At 58.8% G+C, this 17,545-nt stretch carries 16 protein-coding genes; 5 read left to right on the top strand and 11 right to left on the bottom strand.

Features of this window, described 5'->3' with window-relative positions; genetic code table 11:
- Positions 1–40 precede the first annotated feature (40 nt).
- Positions 41–394, top strand: coding sequence for a copper-binding protein (locus tag G5253_RS15010; protein WP_266135546.1), 354 nt, complete (start codon positions 41–43; stop codon positions 392–394).
- A 75-nt stretch (positions 395–469) separates the two neighbouring features.
- On the opposite strand, the gene G5253_RS15005 is transcribed toward G5253_RS15010, so the two are convergent.
- The 7 genes from G5253_RS15005 to G5253_RS14975 all read right to left on the bottom strand — a co-directional run bounded on the left by G5253_RS15005 (position 470) and on the right by G5253_RS14975 (position 8,581).
- Positions 470–1,258, bottom strand: coding sequence for a hypothetical protein (locus G5253_RS15005; RefSeq protein WP_227342325.1), 789 nt, complete (start codon positions 1,256–1,258; stop codon positions 470–472).
- A 284-nt stretch (positions 1,259–1,542) separates the two neighbouring features.
- A complete protein-coding gene (locus G5253_RS15000; protein WP_266135563.1) occupies positions 1,543–2,460 on the bottom strand; it encodes an iron-siderophore ABC transporter substrate-binding protein in 918 nt (305 codons plus the stop codon).
- A gap of 83 nt (positions 2,461–2,543) precedes the next feature.
- Positions 2,544–3,347: an ABC transporter ATP-binding protein gene (locus G5253_RS14995; protein ID WP_266135547.1), complete on the bottom strand. Its 804-nt coding sequence runs from the start codon at positions 3,345–3,347 to the stop codon at positions 2,544–2,546.
- Positions 3,347–4,384, bottom strand: coding sequence for a FecCD family ABC transporter permease (locus tag G5253_RS14990; protein ID WP_266135548.1), 1,038 nt, complete (start codon positions 4,382–4,384; stop codon positions 3,347–3,349). The genes G5253_RS14995 and G5253_RS14990 overlap by 1 nt, the downstream gene beginning before the upstream one ends.
- Before the next feature lie 7 nt (positions 4,385–4,391).
- The gene (locus tag G5253_RS14985; protein ID WP_266135549.1) at positions 4,392–5,408 is read right to left on the bottom strand and encodes a FecCD family ABC transporter permease; all 1,017 of its coding nucleotides are present in this window, start codon (positions 5,406–5,408) and stop codon (positions 4,392–4,394) included.
- A 123-nt stretch (positions 5,409–5,531) separates the two neighbouring features.
- Positions 5,532–7,499, bottom strand: a complete 1,968-nt coding sequence (locus G5253_RS14980) for a TonB-dependent receptor domain-containing protein (protein ID WP_266135564.1) — start codon at positions 7,497–7,499, stop codon at positions 5,532–5,534.
- Positions 7,500–7,777: 278 nt separating this feature from the next.
- Positions 7,778–8,581 carry a siderophore-interacting protein gene (locus tag G5253_RS14975; protein WP_069526731.1) on the bottom strand — a complete coding sequence of 268 codons (804 nt, stop codon included), beginning with the start codon at positions 8,579–8,581 and terminating at the stop codon, positions 7,778–7,780.
- Between the two features lie 312 nt (positions 8,582–8,893).
- Here G5253_RS14975 and G5253_RS14970 point away from each other — a divergent pair, with 312 nt between their 5' ends.
- Positions 8,894–10,411, top strand: a complete 1,518-nt coding sequence (locus tag G5253_RS14970) for an HD domain-containing phosphohydrolase (protein ID WP_216954328.1) — start codon at positions 8,894–8,896, stop codon at positions 10,409–10,411.
- A gap of 100 nt (positions 10,412–10,511) precedes the next feature.
- Here the strand turns inward: G5253_RS14970 and G5253_RS14965 are convergent, their stop codons facing one another.
- On the bottom strand, positions 10,512–11,783 hold the full coding sequence (locus tag G5253_RS14965; RefSeq protein WP_266135565.1) for a TIGR03503 family protein: 1,272 nt from the start codon (positions 11,781–11,783) through the stop codon (positions 10,512–10,514).
- Complete coding sequence (dnaQ, locus tag G5253_RS14960; RefSeq protein ID WP_266135550.1) at positions 11,780–12,514, bottom strand: DNA polymerase III subunit epsilon; 735 nt, start codon at positions 12,512–12,514, stop codon at positions 11,780–11,782. The genes G5253_RS14965 and dnaQ overlap by 4 nt, the downstream gene beginning before the upstream one ends.
- Positions 12,515–12,589: 75 nt before the next feature.
- Between dnaQ and rnhA the strand changes: the two genes are divergently transcribed.
- Positions 12,590–13,054, top strand: a complete 465-nt coding sequence (rnhA, locus tag G5253_RS14955) for a ribonuclease HI (RefSeq protein ID WP_227342319.1) — start codon at positions 12,590–12,592, stop codon at positions 13,052–13,054.
- Here rnhA and G5253_RS14950 read toward each other — a convergent pair.
- Complete coding sequence (locus G5253_RS14950) at positions 13,042–13,764, bottom strand: methyltransferase domain-containing protein (RefSeq protein WP_202003466.1); 723 nt, start codon at positions 13,762–13,764, stop codon at positions 13,042–13,044. The two genes, rnhA and G5253_RS14950, sit on opposite strands and share 13 nt — an antisense overlap.
- A 72-nt stretch (positions 13,765–13,836) precedes the next feature.
- Between G5253_RS14950 and gloB the strand changes: the two genes are divergently transcribed.
- Both gloB and G5253_RS14940 read left to right on the top strand, forming a co-directional pair.
- Positions 13,837–14,601, top strand: coding sequence for a hydroxyacylglutathione hydrolase (gene gloB, locus G5253_RS14945; RefSeq protein WP_042055494.1), 765 nt, complete (start codon positions 13,837–13,839; stop codon positions 14,599–14,601).
- Positions 14,602–14,671: 70 nt separating this feature from the next.
- The gene (locus G5253_RS14940; protein ID WP_216953219.1) at positions 14,672–16,225 is read left to right on the top strand and encodes a lytic transglycosylase; all 1,554 of its coding nucleotides are present in this window, start codon (positions 14,672–14,674) and stop codon (positions 16,223–16,225) included.
- A 157-nt stretch (positions 16,226–16,382) separates the two neighbouring features.
- On the opposite strand, the gene astE is transcribed toward G5253_RS14940, so the two are convergent.
- Entirely contained in the window at positions 16,383–17,408 is a 1,026-nt protein-coding gene (gene astE / locus G5253_RS14935; RefSeq protein WP_266135551.1) for a succinylglutamate desuccinylase, read from the bottom strand.
- Positions 17,409–17,545 lie beyond the last annotated feature (137 nt).

The following is a 17,545-nucleotide window of genomic DNA, read 5'->3' as shown; positions in this document are numbered from 1 at the left end:
ATTTCACGATCCATATTGACTGAACGATAAGGAAACCATCATGAACTACAAGACGCTGACCCTGACCCTGCTGCTTGGCCTTGCCACCCACACCAACCTGCAAGCCGAAGAGATGATGCACCATGAAGGGCACGATATGAGTCAGACGGGTGAGATGAGCAAACAGGCCGCAATGGTGATGACCAAGGGGGTCATTACCCGCCTCGATGAGGGGCGCGGCAAAGTCGGCATCAAGCACGAGGCGATCGAGAACCTCAAGATGCCCCCCATGACCATGGTCTTTCGAGTAGCTAACCCGGCCCAGCTCCAGGATCTGAAGGTGGGGGATGCGGTGCGTTTTCACGCCGAGAACCCGGACGGCAAGCTAACCGTAACCACTATCCAGAAACAGTAATCAGAGTCATTTCAAAAAAAACGGCGGGATCAACCCGCCGTTTTCTGTTATTGCACCATCCGCCGAGCGGTCTCCTCAGCCGTTCGGATAGGCTTGGGCTATGTTGGCCTGCGCCACCCCCATCAACTGAACCGAGATATCCTGCAGCACATAGAGGTCGCGGCGACGGGTCCAGGGTTGATCGGATTGCTCGTCGTACCAGACGGGCAGTTCGATCCCCTCCGGGGCATGGCTCGCCACCTTGCGGGCACGGCAGGTGATGATGCAGCGCTTGACGTGGTCGCGGTGACCGATAACGGCCGCCGTGCCAAGGGCGGCGGCATCTCCGCCGGCATAATCCCTGACAATGGCCTCCACCACGCCGTCCGTGCTGAGGTAGACCAGCTTGCCTTCATTATCCCAGTAAGGCTCGATGGAGATGACATCCCGGGCTGGAATGTCCGGATAGCGGGCCGAGTCGAGGAAGCGGGCAATCTCCCATTGCACGTACATGGGCACCGGCTTTTGCCGATAGAGGGCCGCACAGCAGGCAGCCAGAGCCTCGTTCATGGGGCCGGGCTCGGCCAGTTCATCCGGGTTGCCCGAGGCGTTGGGGCGGTTGCCGAAGGCAAAGGCGATGACGCAGTGGGCCTGGTCGATGGCGACCCGGGACGGGGTCATGTTGAAGCAGGCCTCCTCGATGAAGGGGGCCAGCTGGCGGGCCGTCTGCTCGTCGTGCAGCTCGGCGCTCAGCCGGTCGGTCAGGGTGGTGCGAAAATCCGCCGCACTCCCCTGGCTGTCATTGCTGCTGTTGCAGCCGGTGAGGGTGGCGACCAGGGGGGTACTCAACAGCCCCAGGGTGACTCTACGTCGACTCTCGTTCATTTAGATTCCTCTTTGGTAGCAAGCACTTAACGGGAACAAGCAGCAATTAACCCTTGACCCAATAAACGCTCATACCATACGGAAAAACGGGGGCGACAAAAGCCATACCGCGAGGCTCGTACCCAGAACGTGCAGCAATTCACACATTAATCAATAAACGAAAGCACTCTTTTGCGAATGAGCCAATAAAAGAAATTAACATCCACATTAATGAACCACTGATAGATAGATACTCTATCTGTGGTTCATTCGCACAGATTTCATCCCTCAGATAACGCGCTCGTTCAGCTGCGGGTTGCCAGCAACCGCTCCACATCCTCGATCACCTTGAGAGCCGCCTGTGGGCCGCCGCTCGAAGTCCAGAGCGACCCGTCCACGGCGCCAAAGCGCTTGGCCTTGATCACCGGCAACTGCTGGAACGCTGGAGTCTGCTCCGCCTGACGCATGGCATCCACCGCATCACCGCTGGCGCTCAGGGTACCGACCACCAGCCAGTCAGCATCCAGCAGGTTGAGGGACTCCAGACTCAGCGCCGGTGAGTGGGGTGCGCCAGTCCCCTGCTGCTTGCTTGGGCGTACCAGCCCCATCGACTCCACTACGCTGCTGGCAAAGGTGCCCTGATACATAAAGCTCGGCCCCTTGGGGTTCCAGCGCACTATGCTGATGCTCTCCCCCTGATGTTTGGCCAGCTTGCTGCGAGCCTGAGTCAACCGCTCGGCATACTGCAGCAAGAAAGTATCTCCTTGCTGGTCGCGGTTGAGGGTGTGAGCGGTGCGGCGGAAGCTATCCTGCCACGGCTCCCCCCACTTGCTAGTCACCACGGTCGGCGCGATCTCCCCCAGCAAAGTCAGCAGCTCGGGACGGGTCTGTCCTGTCAGGATAAGATCGGGCTCCAGCGCAATCAGCGACTCCAGATTGGGGCTGTCGAGATCGCCGATCACCTGGATCCCCATGCCCGCCTTGTTCAGCAAATAGCGAGGCAAGGTGGGTTGACCACGGCCATTGACGGCGCCGATGGGGGTCAGCCCCAGGGTCAGGGTGCTGTCGAGTTCGAGCTCGCTCAGCACCACCACCCGCGTTGGCTGGACTGGCACCTGCACCTTCTGGCCAAACGCATCGGTCACTTCACGCATCTCCTGCGCCTGAACCAGCGGCGCGGCCAGCATCAGGATGGCTGCTGCCAGGGCGGCAAAACGCTTCATCATCTCACTCCTTCTCGTTGCACGGCCCGGATAATCGGCCGCGTGAATACACTCGGTGGGCCCACAGAGCAGGCCCATATGGCTCAACTCGCCGAACGCAGGGCGCAGCCATGTTCGTGGCGACGGGGCACGATAATGGGCGCCCCGTCGCCGGGGGCATGCAGAATGTCGACACTGGTCTGGTAGAGCCGGTCGATTAGATCCTTGGTCACCACCTCCCGGGCCGGGCCCATGGCGGCAATGGTCCCCTCGCCGATGGCGATCAACTCGTCACAGTAACGGGCCGCCATCGCCAGATCGTGGATCACCAGCAGCACGGTTTTGCCCTCGGCGGTGATGCGATGGATCGCCTCCATCACCTCGGTCTGGTGACCGATATCGAGGGCACTGGTGGGCTCGTCGAGCAGCACCATGTCGCTGTCCTGCGCCAGGATCATCGCCAGCCACGCCCGCTGTGCCTGCCCGCCGGAGAGGGACGCGGCGCTCTGCTGCCAGATCCCCTCAAGCTGCATTCGCTCGCAGGCAATACGCACCATGCGGGCATCCTCCTCACCCCACTGATTGAACCAGCCCTGATGAGGGTGGCGGCCATACTGCACCAGCTGCTCCACCAGAATGCCGGCAGGCAGGGTCGGCCGCTGGGGCAGATAGGCGAGCTCCCGCGCCAGCCCCTTCATGGGGTAGCTGGCAAGCGGCTTGCCTTTGAGCAGGATCTCGCCGCGTTGGGCTTTCATCTGGCCGGATAGCAGCTTGAGCAGGGTCGATTTGCCGCAGCCGTTGGGGCCGACGATCCCCACCAGCTTGCCCCTCGGCACGCTGAAAGAGATGTCCCGCAAAATGGGGGTCTGCTGATAGGCGAAGTGGAGGCGATTTACGGTGAGCGTCATCAGTCAGCCCTCTGGCGATCGTTAACAAGAAGAAAAAGCAGCAACAGGCCGCCGAGAATGCGGGTCATGATACCGGTCGCCACCTCGTGGGGGCTGGCCAGCACCCGGACCAAGGTATCGCTGGCAAGCAGCAGCAGGGCGCCGCTGAGTGCCGCCAGCCAGAGCGGCACCACCCGGTCTTTCACCAGCCAGGAGGCTAGAATGGGGGCCGCCATGGCGATAAAGACCACGGGGCCGCCGATGGCGGTGCCGAGCGCCGCCACCAGAATGGCCTGGGCCAGAATACCCAGTTGCACCCGATCGCCGTTGACGCCAAGCCCTCTGGCCATCTCGGGGCCAAAGCGCAGCACCGCCAGCGAGCGGGAGAGATAGACAATCCACGGGCAGAGCAGCAGCAACAGGATGGCAATCGGGGTGATGGTGCTGTAACCCACGGCAATAAAGCTGCCCATGTTCCACAGATAGAGGGAACTCAGGTGCAGCAGGGCCTGGGTGGACATCACAAACTGGCCGAGCGCCTCGAACAGCTCGGAGAGGCCGATACCGATCACCACGAACAGATAGCCCTGTTCACCCGGTTTGCGGCAGAGGGTATAGAGCACCAGCGCCGCGAAGATGGCGCCGATGGGCGCGGCCCACCAGGGCCAGCTGCCTACCGTCAAGTAGAGGGAGAAGACGATGATGGCCAGAGAGGCGCCGTTGTTGACCCCCACCATGTCGGGTGTGGCCAGCCGGTTGCGAACCAATGTTTGCACCAGACAGCCCGAGAGCCCCATGGCCGCCCCCGCCACCACGACCCCAAGGATGCGCGGCAGCCGGATCTTGAACAGGGTGAGCTGCTCAAGGCGGGTCCCCTCCCCCAGCAGGGTGTTGACCACTCCGGCAAAGCCGAGTTTGCCGCCGCCAACACTCAAGGCCAGCAGAGCAAGCGCCAGCAGCGCCACGGCAAGCAGTACCAGCCAGCGCCAGCTGGGCAGATGGAGCAGCAAAGAGCGGTTGCCGGCCCGCAGGCAGAGCATATCGGTAGGTGTGCGCATCAGCCCCTCACTTGACGGTCAGCAGGGTACGAAAGCCCCCGCGGTTGACGATGGCGATCAGCACAGGTGCACCGATCAGGGCCAGAATGACCCCGTTTGGCAGCTCGAACGGCTGGATCAGCCAGCGCGCCAGAATGTCGGCCAACAGCAGAAACAGCATGCCGAACAGAGCGGAGAAACAGACCTGCACCGACAGCTTCACCGGCTCCACCAATCGGCCACAGTAGGCGGCCAGAAAGCCGACAAAGCCGATGGGACCGGCGATGGCGATGGCACTGGCGGTAAACAGGGTGGCGGCCAGCAGCACGCCAATTCGCACCCGGTTGGGGCGGATCCCCAGCGCCTGGGCCTGACTGTCCCCCATCTGCATCAGGGTCAGCTGGCGACAGAGCAGCAGGGTGATGACAAACGCCGCCAGCACGAAGGGCAGCACGGCGATGATGGCATCGAGATTGGCCGCCGACAGGGAGCCGAGGTTCCAGAAGCGGTACTGCTCCAGCACCATCTTGTTGGAGAGCAGCAGAAAGCTGGAGAGACCGCCGAAGGTGGCGGAAAGCGCCACCCCGACCAGAATAAGCTTGAGGGGGTTGGAGCGGCCAATCATCATGCCGAGCCCCAGCACAATCACGTTGCCGAGCAGCGCACCGAGTCCGGCCCAGAGCAGATAGCCGTAGGCGGACTCCACCCCGAACCAGGTGAGCCCCACCACCAGCGCAAAGACGGCCCCGGCGTTGACCCCGAGCAGACCGGGCTCCGCCAGCGGATTGCGGGTCGCGCTCTGCAACAAGGAGGCCGCCAGAGATAAAGAGGCGCCGACCACCATGGCGCAGAGGGTGCGCGGCAGTCGCAAGGTATTGAGCACCATGGCGAGCTTCTCGTCGCCAGCCCAGCGGGCATCCCCCATCAGGTAGCCGAGCACCTCGCGAGCACCATAGACACCCGCACCGGTGGCGAGCGAAAGAGAAAGCAGTACGAACAGGAGGAACAATCCCAGCCAGAACAGCGAGGTCTGGTCTCTAAACACCCTTTAACTCCTTATGATTGCAATGCCATCTTGTTGAAATACATGTGGTTTTAATAAAAGTCGTCACCCGAGGTGATCCCCTGACAACAACGGAAGCCCGCCAGTGCGGGCTCCGCTCAGCCATTACAGCTTGTAGGCCACACCGGCATAGATAGTGCGCCCGTCGAGGATCTGATCGGCCTCGGTGGCAACCCAGTCACGCTTGGTATTGGTCAGGTTGTTGAGCCCGAACTTCAGATCCAGTGCCCGGGTGGCGTTCCAGACTGCCCCGATATCCAGGGTGTGGAATCCGGCGGTGGTCTCATAGGTGGTGCCGCTCATGCGCGGAACCGGCAGGATCTGGCTGCCGGTGTAGTTCCAGCCGAGCTGGGTACTCAGGCTCTCGATGACCTGCCACTCCAGCTTGGCGTTGGCGGTATGCTCCGGCGTCCGATAGAGATCCTTGCCGCTGGTCTTGTCTTCCCCGTCGATCAGGGTGACGTTGCTGGAGAGGGTCAGGGTATCGGTGAGATCAAACCAGCCGCTCAGCTCCACCCCCTTGATGCGGGCCTTGCTGACGTTCTGATAGGTCATCACCGCCGGACGCCAGGTGGAGGTCCATGCCTCGCTCTGGATCTTGTCCTTGATATCATTGTGGAAGGCCGTAACCCCGGCGCCCCAGAACGAACCATCATAGGCGGTGCCCAGCTCGTAGCTGACGGCGGTTTCCGGTTTCAGATCCGGGTTGCCCACTACGGCGCAGCGACCGCGACAGGCGGCTACCGCATAATCCGGGTTGGACTGGGCAATGGTCGGCGCCTTGAACGCCTTGCCAATGCCGCCCTTGACCACCCAGTTGTCCGTCAGGCTGTAGAGGGCATAACCGCGGGGGCTGAACTCGGTGCCATAGGTCTCGTGGTGATCGACCCGGCCACTCAGGGTCAACGCCAGATCGCCAAAGCCAAACTCATCCTGCAGATAGAGCGCGCTCTGGTTGACGCTGACATCCCCCCCCTTGAGGTTGACGTTATGCTTGAGTTCGGTGATGCGGTACTCAGCACCGCTGGTCAGCAAGTGACTACCCAGGTTGCCGCTCAGCTGGCCATCGAAGGTGTGGTTGGTCTGGCTCACATCGCCGCTGCTCTTGCTCAGCGCCGTCATCAGCTCGGAGTCGTCAAACAGGTCAACCTGCTCGTACGCATAGCCGACCCGGCTGTCGAACTGATCCCAACGGCCGACGTGAGTGGCATTGAGCCCCAGTCGCTCCATCTGCTGGATATTGCGCGGCGTCTGGCCGTAGTTGTTCCAGTGGGCCTCGCGATCGTCTTTGGCATAGTTCATCCCCACATCCAGATCCTGACGATCGTCGATCAGCCATTTGACGTTGGAGAGGATCCCCAGCTTTTCACGCTGCTCGATGGCATCGGCCTTGGGGTTGATGCTCTGCTCGCTCTGCCAGGCATCTCTGTGGTTCCCTTCCACCACCAGGTTGGCCAGCAGTTTGTTGTCGATCAGTGCCCCGCCCACATAGGCACTCGCCTTGTTGATATCCCCGCCGTGACCATCGGTGGGGTCGCTGAAGGTATAGGTGGCCGCCGCTTCGGTCTTCTCCCCGGGTTGGCGCAAGATGACATTGACCACCCCACCCAGCGCATCGGCACCGTAGAGGGAGGAGATGGGGCCACGGATCACTTCGATACGCTCGATGGCCGCCATGGGGATGGCGGAGAGATCGAAATCATTGCCATAACCGGAGGTAAGAGCATCGCGGGAGCTGATACGCCGCCCATTGACCAGCAACAGGGTGTAATCCCCCTCCAGCCCGCGCAACTTGATCTCGCTGCGGCCGTAGCTGGTAGCAGGGCTGATATTGACCCCCGGCAACTGTTTCAGAGCGCCGGTGAGGTCATTGACATTGAGCTTGTCGAGCTCGGCCCGAGTGACCACAGAGACGCTGGCCGGGGCGGTCAGCTCACTGTGCCGGGTTTTGGTCGCCGTCACCACCATGGTTTCATGAGCGGTAACAGGCGCAGTCCCTTGGGCCAGAACTGGCAGGGTAAAAAGGGACAACACCAGCGGATGCACTGCAAATCGTCGGGATGATGTACGCATCATCAATACTCCACATAAAACAACCAGGGCCAACCCCACCGACATCCCTGTCTGACCTCGCCAGACCCGGTGCAAAGTGATGGAGTTCATTGGCATGAATAGTCGTCCATGCCCCATCACCCCGAACATCAGTGCATTACGGCAGGCCCTGCTTTGTGCTTTGCCACTCACAGCCATCAAAAACAAAAGCGCCGTACCGACTGACATCGGGACGGCGCAATACTAAATGCAAATCATTTTTATTTGCAAGGGTGAATCAGGTATTCTTTCGCATCCGCTTAATTATCCATCACATCATGACGGGTCTGGTGATAGGCCTCTTCACTCTTGCCCCGGCGCCAGTACGGCACGGCGTAGAGCGACTGGCGATCCACCTCGAGCACAGAGCGAAAATGGCGGCGCAGCGGCAGCACCAGCGCCTCTTCCCCACCCAGCCAGAAGAAGCCACCATCGCGCACCAGCGGCAGAGCAATCACATGCTCCAGCAGGCCACTGGACTCGGGCTCGCCGACAAACCAGTGACAGCGCACCCCGACCGGCAGCGTCAACGGCTGAGCATCGGCCTGATCCGGCACCAGAATCGCAATTTCCCCTCTGGCATCGGCAGGCATCACCTCGCACATCGCCATGATGGCGGGCAAGGCGGTGAGATCCCCTACCAGACAGTAGTGATCGGCCGGTTGCAGCATAGGGTTGGGACCACCCGGCCCGGAGAGGATTACCTTCTCTCCCGGCTTGGCATGGGTAGCAAAGGCGCTGGCGGGCCCGCCGTCACCGTGCAGCACGAAGTCGATATCAATTTCCTGCTCATCACGGCGAAACGCGCGGATGGTGTAGGTGCGGATCACCGGCTTGTCAGCCGGGTCACTCCAGCGCGGGCCGCTCGGGGTCATTGCAGGCAGCACCGGCTCTACCTGATGGGGCTGGGCCAGCATCACCTTGATATGGGCACCACCGCAGGTGAAGGGATAGTCAGCCAGTTCGCTGCCACCAAAGGTGATACGACGCAAATGGGGGGTGATCTGGGTAATGGCTTTGACAGTCAGCAGACGGGGACGATTGGGAGGCAGAGATGGGGACACAATGAGGCTCCTCGTTGAGTGTGTTGCCTATGCTACACACAAATGGGAATCACTATCAAATGCGATTATTTCTCGTCTATCCGGCTCAAACATCACTAATCACTACCATCAGCCCCCGAACAGAGAAACGGGCTTATGCACGCTAGTCCCATGATTGAACGAAGAAAGCAGCCGGACAACAACACTGTCACGCAGGGTTCCATTTGCCTATTTCGACCATAGTTTTTCGAGATCAAATTTTATTTCTCAATAAGTTTCCTATCCTTAGTGAAGCAGTTAATGTAAGCACAGGATGCCAAACAGGATTGTATGATGGATGACCAGATCCTGATTATTGATGATGACGAGCTCTCCCTCCCCGACGCGCAGCAAGCAGGCTGGAGGGTGATGATTGTTGACGATGAACCGGAAGTGCATCGCATCACCAAGATCACTTTAAACAAATTCGAGTTTGACAATCGTCCCATCGAGTTTCTGCATGCCTATTCGGCTGCAGAGGCAAAAAAATTGCTGGCCACCACCCCGGATGTTGCACTGCTGCTGCTGGACGTGGTGATGGAGGTCGATCACGCCGGTCTTGATGTTGTCAAATATGTCCGTGAAGAGCTGCAAAACAAGATGGTACGCATCGTGCTGCGTACCGGCCAACCCGGCCAAGCGCCGGAAGATGACGTGGTGACCAACTACGACATCAACGACTACAAGGATAAAACCGAGCTCACCTCCCAGAAGCTGCGCACCCTGCTGCGTGCCAGCCTGCGCTCCTATCGGGATATCCGCACCCTGGAAAGCAACCGGCAAGGGCTGGAAAAAGTCATCGAAGCCTCCAAGGGGATCTTTGAGAAACGGGCGCTGCGTCAGTTTGTCGAAGGCGCCCAAGAGCAGCTGAGCGCCCTGCTCCATCTGGGAGAGACCCAGATTTACGATGTAAAACAATATGCCTACGAAGTGAAGGATCAACTGCTGGAGCCCCTGCTGCCAGGTCATCCCCCGGTGCGGTTGACAGAGGCACCCGAGATACTGCGTCAGGCCATGACCCGGGGCTGCAATATCTACAACACCAACCAGATGGTGCTCTACTGCCAAAACCCGCGCCACCACCTGTTGTTTCATATCGAGACCACTCGCCAGCTCAGTCAGATCGATACCAGCCTGCTGACCTTGTTTACCGAAAACATCATAGTGGCACTGGAAAATATCCGGCTCAACGAGGTGATCGCCGACAACCAGCGGGAGATCATCTATCGCATCGGCGAACTGGTCGAAACCCGCTCCAAGGAGTCAGGGTTACACGTCAAACGGGTCGCGCTCTACACCGAGCTTTTCTGCCATCTGCTGGGGATGAGCGAAGAGCAGAGCGAGCTGGTTAAACGGGCCTCACCACTGCATGACATTGGCAAGGTGGGTATTCCCGATGCCATTTTGCACAAACCGGGCAAGCTGACCCCGGAAGAGTGGGAGATCATGAAAACTCATGCCCAACTCGGTCAGGATATGCTCTCCGGCAGCGATCTGGCGTTGTTCCAGATTGGCGCCACCATAGCAGGCAATCACCATGAGAAGTGGAATGGCAGCGGTTATCCCCGCGGTTTGAAGGGGGCCGATATCCCACTGGAAGGACGGATCGTGGCACTGGCCGATGTGTTCGATGCCCTGGGTTCGGATCGCTGCTACAAGAAAGCGTGGCCGCTGGACAAGGTGCTGGCCCTGATTGAAGAGGAGAAGGGGCAGCATTTCGACCCCCAGCTGGTCGAGCTGATGATGGCCAATCTGGACAAGTTCCTCGAAATCCGCGAGCAGAACAAGGATGTCTATATTGGCGATCACTGATTGCTGCCAATCCCTTATCCTAAGGGTTCGAGCTAAAAAACCGCCCTGCTTATCGAGGGCGGTTTCTTCTCTCTGGTGTATCGTTTTTCCCGAGTCTGGGCTACTGCTCTGGCAAGTTGAGATCCAGCTTGGCTGCCGGTTGGCCGTTTTGTTGATTTTCAGCCTGAGCTGCTGCCAGCGCACGTTTAAAAGCACGCCGTTTTTGCATCACCACAAAACCTGCGCCTCCCAGCAACACCAGTAGTACCCCACCCCCAACCAGAACCCAAAGTAGCCACCCCATTCCCTCTTCAGGCAGCTCTTCGGTAGACTCGGCGCTGGAGGCCGGAGCGGCTGCCGATGCCACCTCTGCGGGAGGCTGAGGGGACGGAGGGGGCGGAAAGATATTGAAGGTTTTCACCGGCAACTCGATCTTCAGCTCGCGCCCCAGGCGAGTGGTGCCATAAAGGGTCGCCTTCACCTCATGCTGACCGACCTCCTTGATGGCTGAGAGATCGATATCAAGCTTGGGCTCACTGGCCGTCTCGCTAAACTCGTAGAGGCCACCCACATTGCTAGTCACACTCCCCTTGATCGCGACAGAGGCCGGATCCAGTTCATCACGATCGATCAGCAGCGACAATTTGGCGCCCAGCTCTTCCGAAGGGGGTGTCAGGTTATAGCTGAACGGATAAGGATAGAGCAGCACATCCTGATAGCGGGCTCGGACAAACACCTGATTACCTGTGCTGAACATGGCGCGGTATTTGCCGGCGGGAATATCCTGTAGTGTCACTTCCGCCGTCATGATGCCGTCACCCGGCACTTCGTCCAGCCCCTTGCCATCATCGCGATAGTGGCCAAGCACCTGATCCAGGACGACTTCTTTCTTATCTGCGTCACTAAAAGATTGCAGCTTGACCGTCATCCCCAGATCAGAGAGGTAGTATTTATCTTGCGGCGGCTGGCCATTGATCAGCAACCACGCCTTGAGCTTGACCACCTCTCCCTGATAGAGCTGCATCGGCAAGGCGGCAATATCAAGCCGGATATCGGAGAGGATACGAACCCGATTGTCGGGATCTACCTCGCCGATCGCCTGCCAGGGGCCCGGCATCGGATTGCGCAGAGTAATAAGATCATGCTCCGGCAATGCCAGCCAACCCACATCGGCAGGTTTGGCCTTGCCCACGTAAAGCTTGCTGCCATCGGGGCGAACCAGGATCACGGACGGAGTGCCCGGCTTGCGCTTGATAATGAAGGTGATCTCCTTCACCCCGTAATCGATGCGAAAGCGGTTATCCAGCAGCGGAATATCGGAAGGGGCAAATACCTCGGTCGCCGTCGCCCCCAGCGAGAGCAACAACAGCAGACCGGCACACCACTTGCTCATTGCCGCCACAAACAACTCCCTCCCTTCTTCTGTACCAGATCCAGTCTCGCTTCGTGCAGGGCCTGAACCTCGGCACTGGCACGCACCACCTTGAGGGCGGGTCGGTTGCTCTCCAACCGGCGAATGCTGGTGTCCTGATTGCTTTCGTTTTCGTTGCTCTCGGTAGCCAGATTGAGTTTGGTCTGGCCGCCGGTCATCAGCAGGTAGACGTCCGCCAGGATCTCCGCATCGAGCAGAGCCCCGTGCAGGGTACGGTGGGAGTTGTCGATACCGTAACGATCGCACAGCACATCCAGGTTGTTGCGCTTGCCGGGGAAGAGATCCCGCGCCATCGCCAGGGTATCTGTGATGGTACAGATATCCGTCGTCTTGAAGTTGAGTCCGAGCTTGCTGAACTCATAGTCCATGAAGCTCACGTCAAACGGCGCGTTGTGGGCGATCAGCTCGGCGCCCCGGATAAACTCGAGGAACTCGTCGGCAATCTGGCTAAACGACGGCTTGTCACGCAGAAACTCGTCGGTAATACCATGTACCTGTACCGCTTCCGGGTCGACCGGACGATCAGGTTTGATATAGACGTGATAGTGGTTACCGGTCAGCTTGCGGTTGATCACCTCCACACAGCCGATTTCGATGATGCGATGGCCAAGGTAAACGGGGCCACCACCGGTATTCATACCTGTGGTTTCGGTATCCAGAATGATCTGGCGATTCAGTTGGGGTGTGTTCATGATCCAATCTATGTCAAACTTCGGCTTTACTCGCTAGTTTACCCCAAGCCTCTGGCTAAAACAGATTGATTGCTCATGTTAAAACAGATTGATTTATTCACAGATGGCTCCTGCCTAGGCAACCCGGGCCCGGGTGGCTATGGCGCAGTCATGGTTTATGGCAAACACCGCAAGGAAATTTCAGCCGGCTTCAAGCTGACCACCAATAACAGGATGGAGCTGATGGCAGCCATCATGGGGCTTCGAACCCTCAACGAGCCCTGCAAGGTGCGCCTCACCACCGATAGCCAATATGTGCGCCAGGGGATCACCCAGTGGATCATCGGCTGGAAAAAGAAGGGGTGGATGACCGCCAATCGTCAACCGGTCAAGAACGTCGATCTCTGGAAGGAGTTGGATGCAGAAGTGGGTCGCCACCAGATTGAGTGGCTCTGGGTAAAGGGCCACTCCGGCCATCCGGAGAACGAACGGTGCGACGAGTTGGCCAGAGATGCCGCCTGCGGCAAGGATCTGGCCGAGGATACCGGTTACCAGCCCTGACGAGCCATGCCCGGTGTAGCGAGGGACTTTGGCAGTTGCCAGCGCCGCCGCACCGGGATCAGTGGAAAACGCCGTTTACGGGCAGCAATCACGTATACCGACGCAAACGCCTTGCAATAATCCCGCCCGATACTCTCCCGCCACCAGCTGTGCCAGCTCTGTTTACCCATAAACGAGTAACCGAAACGCTCGTCAAACATCACTTCACACCCCAATAGATGCAGCCAGTCCGTCACCCGCCCAGGGGTAAACATCCGAGCAGACCAGGGCAACTTGCGCCGTAAAAAAGGGATACAGTGGCCAACTCCCACCAGACTCACCGGATTGTAACCACTGATGATGAGCCAGCCATCATCGGTCAGCACCCTTTCGGCTTCACGCAATACCTGATGGGGATCGGCGGAGAAATCGAGGCAGTGAGCCAGCAGACAGGCATCGACGCTGCCGGTTCGCACTGGCAGCTCGAGGGGATCGCCATAGATGTCCAGCAGTCGTCCCTCAGGCGCGACGCCCACCTGATGACGAATGGATGAACATTTGCAGGAGAGCTCGGCGCTCAGGGCTCCGACCTTGAGCAAGTGATACCCGAACAAGTTGGGGCACCAGCTGTCGAGCCGCTCCTGGATCTCGGCCGCCACCCAGTCACCCATAGGCAGCGCTGACCAGCTAGTCGGGATCTCGATTTGTTGTTCGGTACGTGCCACCTGCATAATAGGGTTCAACTCGCGGTTTCGAACGCCATCCTGTTATATAAGATACCCTCCCTAAAGAGAAGCAGACTCATGTATCCAGTGATCACAGTTCCAGCCTTTAATGACAATTACATCTGGTTGATTAGACACGAAAATCACTGTCTGGTTGTCGATCCGGGCGATGCCGCCCCCGTGCTGGAGCGGCTCTCGGCACTGGATCTCGTGCTTGATGCCATCTTGCTCACCCACCACCATCATGACCATGTGGGAGGCGTCAGCACATTGCTCGAGCACTTCCCCCACGCGAGACTGTATGGCCCCAAACTTGACCCCATGCCGGATCATCATGGCCAGTGGCTCGAAGATGGTGATCAGATCAACTGGCACGGCCTCGCCCTCGAGGTAATCCATGTGCCCGGGCACACCCGTGGCCATATCGCTTATTATGGTAACGGCATGCTCTTTTGTGGCGATACCCTCTTCTCGGCCGGTTGTGGCCGCCTGTTTGAAGGGACGCCGGAACAGATGTACCACTCGTTACAGCGCCTTGCCGCCCTGCCCGACGAGACCCTGATCTACTGCGCCCATGAGTACACACTCTCCAACCTGCGCTTTGCCTATGCAGTTGAACCGGACAATCCGGCGATCCGTGATCAGATCGGACTGATCAGCAAACTGCGGCAACAAGGGCTGCCAAGCCTGCCCACCCGGCTGGAGGATGAACGCAAGTTTAATGTTTTTCTGCGATGCGAGCTCGATTCGGTAAAATTTTCTGCTGAAAAGAAGGGGCTAAAATGCGTGGAAAATCCGGTAGATACCTTCACCATCTTGCGTCAGTGGAAGGACGTTTTTTGAACAAACCTTGATCAGGGGGCCATTGCCCCTTATGATGCGGGCTGTTTTTCCCAAAAATGACCGGAACGAGATGAAGGTACGAACGGCCTTATTGGCAGCGCTGTTGCTCAGCGGCTGCCAAAACCTGAGCCATCAGGATGACCGGGCGCTAACGGCAATCGAGCCGATCAAGTCCCCCCAGGTCAAGAAAAAAGCGCATAAAAAACACTCTTCCCATTTCCTGTTTGGCGATGAACAACTGGATGAAATGGAAGAGACGGACAATCTGTGGGTGCGTATCAGCGATGATATGCAACTGGAAACTCCGGACAACCCGCGCATCCGCCAGCAACGTGAGTGGCTGTTGCGCAATGATAAGCATCTGGCGACCATTGCCAGCCGGGCTGAACCCTACCTCTATCTGATGGTAGAGGAGATTGAACGGCGTGAGCTGCCAATGGAGCTTATTACTGTCCCGATGATCGAGAGCATGTTTGATCCTCATGCCCGATCCCGCAGCAATGCCGTCGGACTCTGGCAGTTTGTGCCAGCGACAGGCAGAAACTTCGGTCTGCGCCACGACAACTGGTATGATGGACGGCGCGATGTGCTGGCCTCCACCAATGCGGCGCTCGACTATCTGGAATACCTGAACCGCTTCTTTGACGGTGACTGGCTGCAAACGCTGGCCGCCTACAATGCCGGTGAAGGCCGGGTGCGCAACGCCATCCAGCGTAATCAGCGCGCAGGCAAGCCGACCGACTACTGGTCGCTCGATCTGCCGCGCGAAACCCGGATGTATGTGCCTAAGATCCTCGCCATGGCTGACATGATCAGCAATGCGGACAAGTACAATATCCAGTTGCCGGTGCTCGCCAACGAGCCTAAGCTGCGTGTGGTTGAGACTGGCAGTCAGATTGATCTGAACGTGGCCGCCCAACTGGCAGGTCTGCGCACGTCACAGCTCAAGGAGGTCAATCCAGCCCTGAGCCGTGGCGTGATGTCGCCCCGTGGCCCTTACCGCCTGCTGGTACCGGTGGAGTATGCCGATACCCTGGAGCTGGCACTAGCTGATCTGCCCAAGAGCGAGCGTATTCGTACCCGCTCCTATCAGGTCACCAGTGGCGATACTCTGTCGCGCATCGCCCAGAATCACGGCGTCAGCGTGAGCGAGCTGAAACTGGCCAACAATCTGCGCAGCAACAACCTGCGTCGCGGTCAACAACTGGTGATCCCGACCCATGGTCAGGTCAGCAGCAAGGCCAGCTCCGCCAGCAAACCGCAGCAGCTGGCAAGCCGTGGCAGCAGCCAGAAGGCCAAGGTCAGTTACAAGGTGCGCTCGGGTGACAACCTGTGGAGCATCAGCCAGGCGCACGGTGTCTCCCACGAAGAGCTCGCCAAGTGGAATGGTCTGAATGCCAAGTCGGCGCTCAAGCCAGGCATGAAGCTGGTGGTCTATCCCAAGCAAGGGAAGAAGAGCGACAAATCGATGGTGTATCAGGTTCGTCGTGGCGACTCCATCTCCTCCATCGCGGCTCGCTTCCAGGTGGCCATCAACGATGTGATGCGCTGGAACCAGCTGGATAAAGGGGATTACCTCAAGCCCGGTCAGGAGCTGACTCTGTTTGTGAAGAACAACACCTAAGCCTCACCGCTTGAACCCGATAAAAAACGGGGCTAGTCATCTGACTGGCCCCGTTTTTTATTACTGCGGCTAACCGCTGTGTCTGAGCCGCCGACTAAAACAATGGCTTGGCGCCACCTGCGGATGTCTCACCGCTCTGCAGGCTAAGCTATCACCGCTATTCCCAGAGCCTTGTCGGCACCACCATCAGCACGGTGCGTTGACCGATCGCCACGTTGGCATTGGGGAAGACCACCGCCTCACGCGGCTTCTCGACCGTGTAGCGCAGCTCACCATCCTCGGCCAACACGAACCCTTGCGGAAATTCGGTGAAGTTGTCCACATCGCTGGCGAATAGAAAGCGAAACTGCTCCGATTTTTTGGTGATCACCCGATCGATGGCAAACAGGGTGAAATCGTCCGCCCGCCACGGCTCCAGTGCCACTTCATCCTGAGTGACCAGCTCCTGCAGTGCCTGCCGGGTTTCGATAAAGCGGGTCATATCGTTCTCACCAAATGGCCGTACCTTGCCCAGCTCCACCGTAAAGGCATGGGCCCCATGCTGGCGGGAGCTGTAGTAGCTGAAGGTCGTGGTCGGGCTGGCGGAGAGCAGAATGGTGCGCACCCCGCAGGCGCCGAGGAACTGCACCTGCTCGCGGCAGTGGGGCCGCTCGTGGGGAAAGGGGTAGACGGCGAACTTCTCGTGGCGCGAACCGCGAATGGCGGTGTGCAGATCGTAGTGGTAACGGGGACGAGCCGGATCGGCAAAGAAGCGGCTAACATACTGCTCGAGGCGCATGGCGCGGATCCGCTCCCGATTGCAGAGCCCCTCCCCCTTGCTGTGGGCGCCAGAGAAGAGCCGGTTCATGTTCTCCTCCACTTCTCGCAGCCCCAGATTCATCGCCGCCGGATTGCCAAACAGGAACAGCACCCGATGGCGGGCGCTCAGCTCGCCTGAGAGCAGACGGCTCAGCAGCTGGTTGCAGATCTCGATGGGGGCAGTCTCGTTGCCGTGGATACCGCAGGAGAGGACGATATCCTTGCGTCCTCCCGGCTGATCGCCCGCGCCACGGGCAGGCTCCAGACAAAGCACGCCCGTATCCCAGACGCAGACCCGCGCACCATCGGGCAGGGCAAATTCAAAGGGCTCAAGCTGCCACTCATGGCTGCGGGTCAAGGCCAAAAAATCGTGCTGGGGAATCATCCGTCTCACCCTCTCGCTCTGTAATACTATGGCCGGATTATACGCAAGGCATCGTGGCTTAAAATCATTTTTAAACAAATTCAAACATTAACGATACAAGTGTGATAACAATCGAACGATGACAGCAATGACAGTAG

The sequence above is a fragment of the Aeromonas sp. 602658 genome (assembly GCF_049173005.1).
GTDB lineage: Bacteria > Pseudomonadota > Gammaproteobacteria > Enterobacterales > Aeromonadaceae > Aeromonas > Aeromonas veronii_A.
The sequence above is the reverse complement of the archived record's forward strand: the minus strand, read 5'-3'. Positions and strand labels throughout refer to the sequence as shown.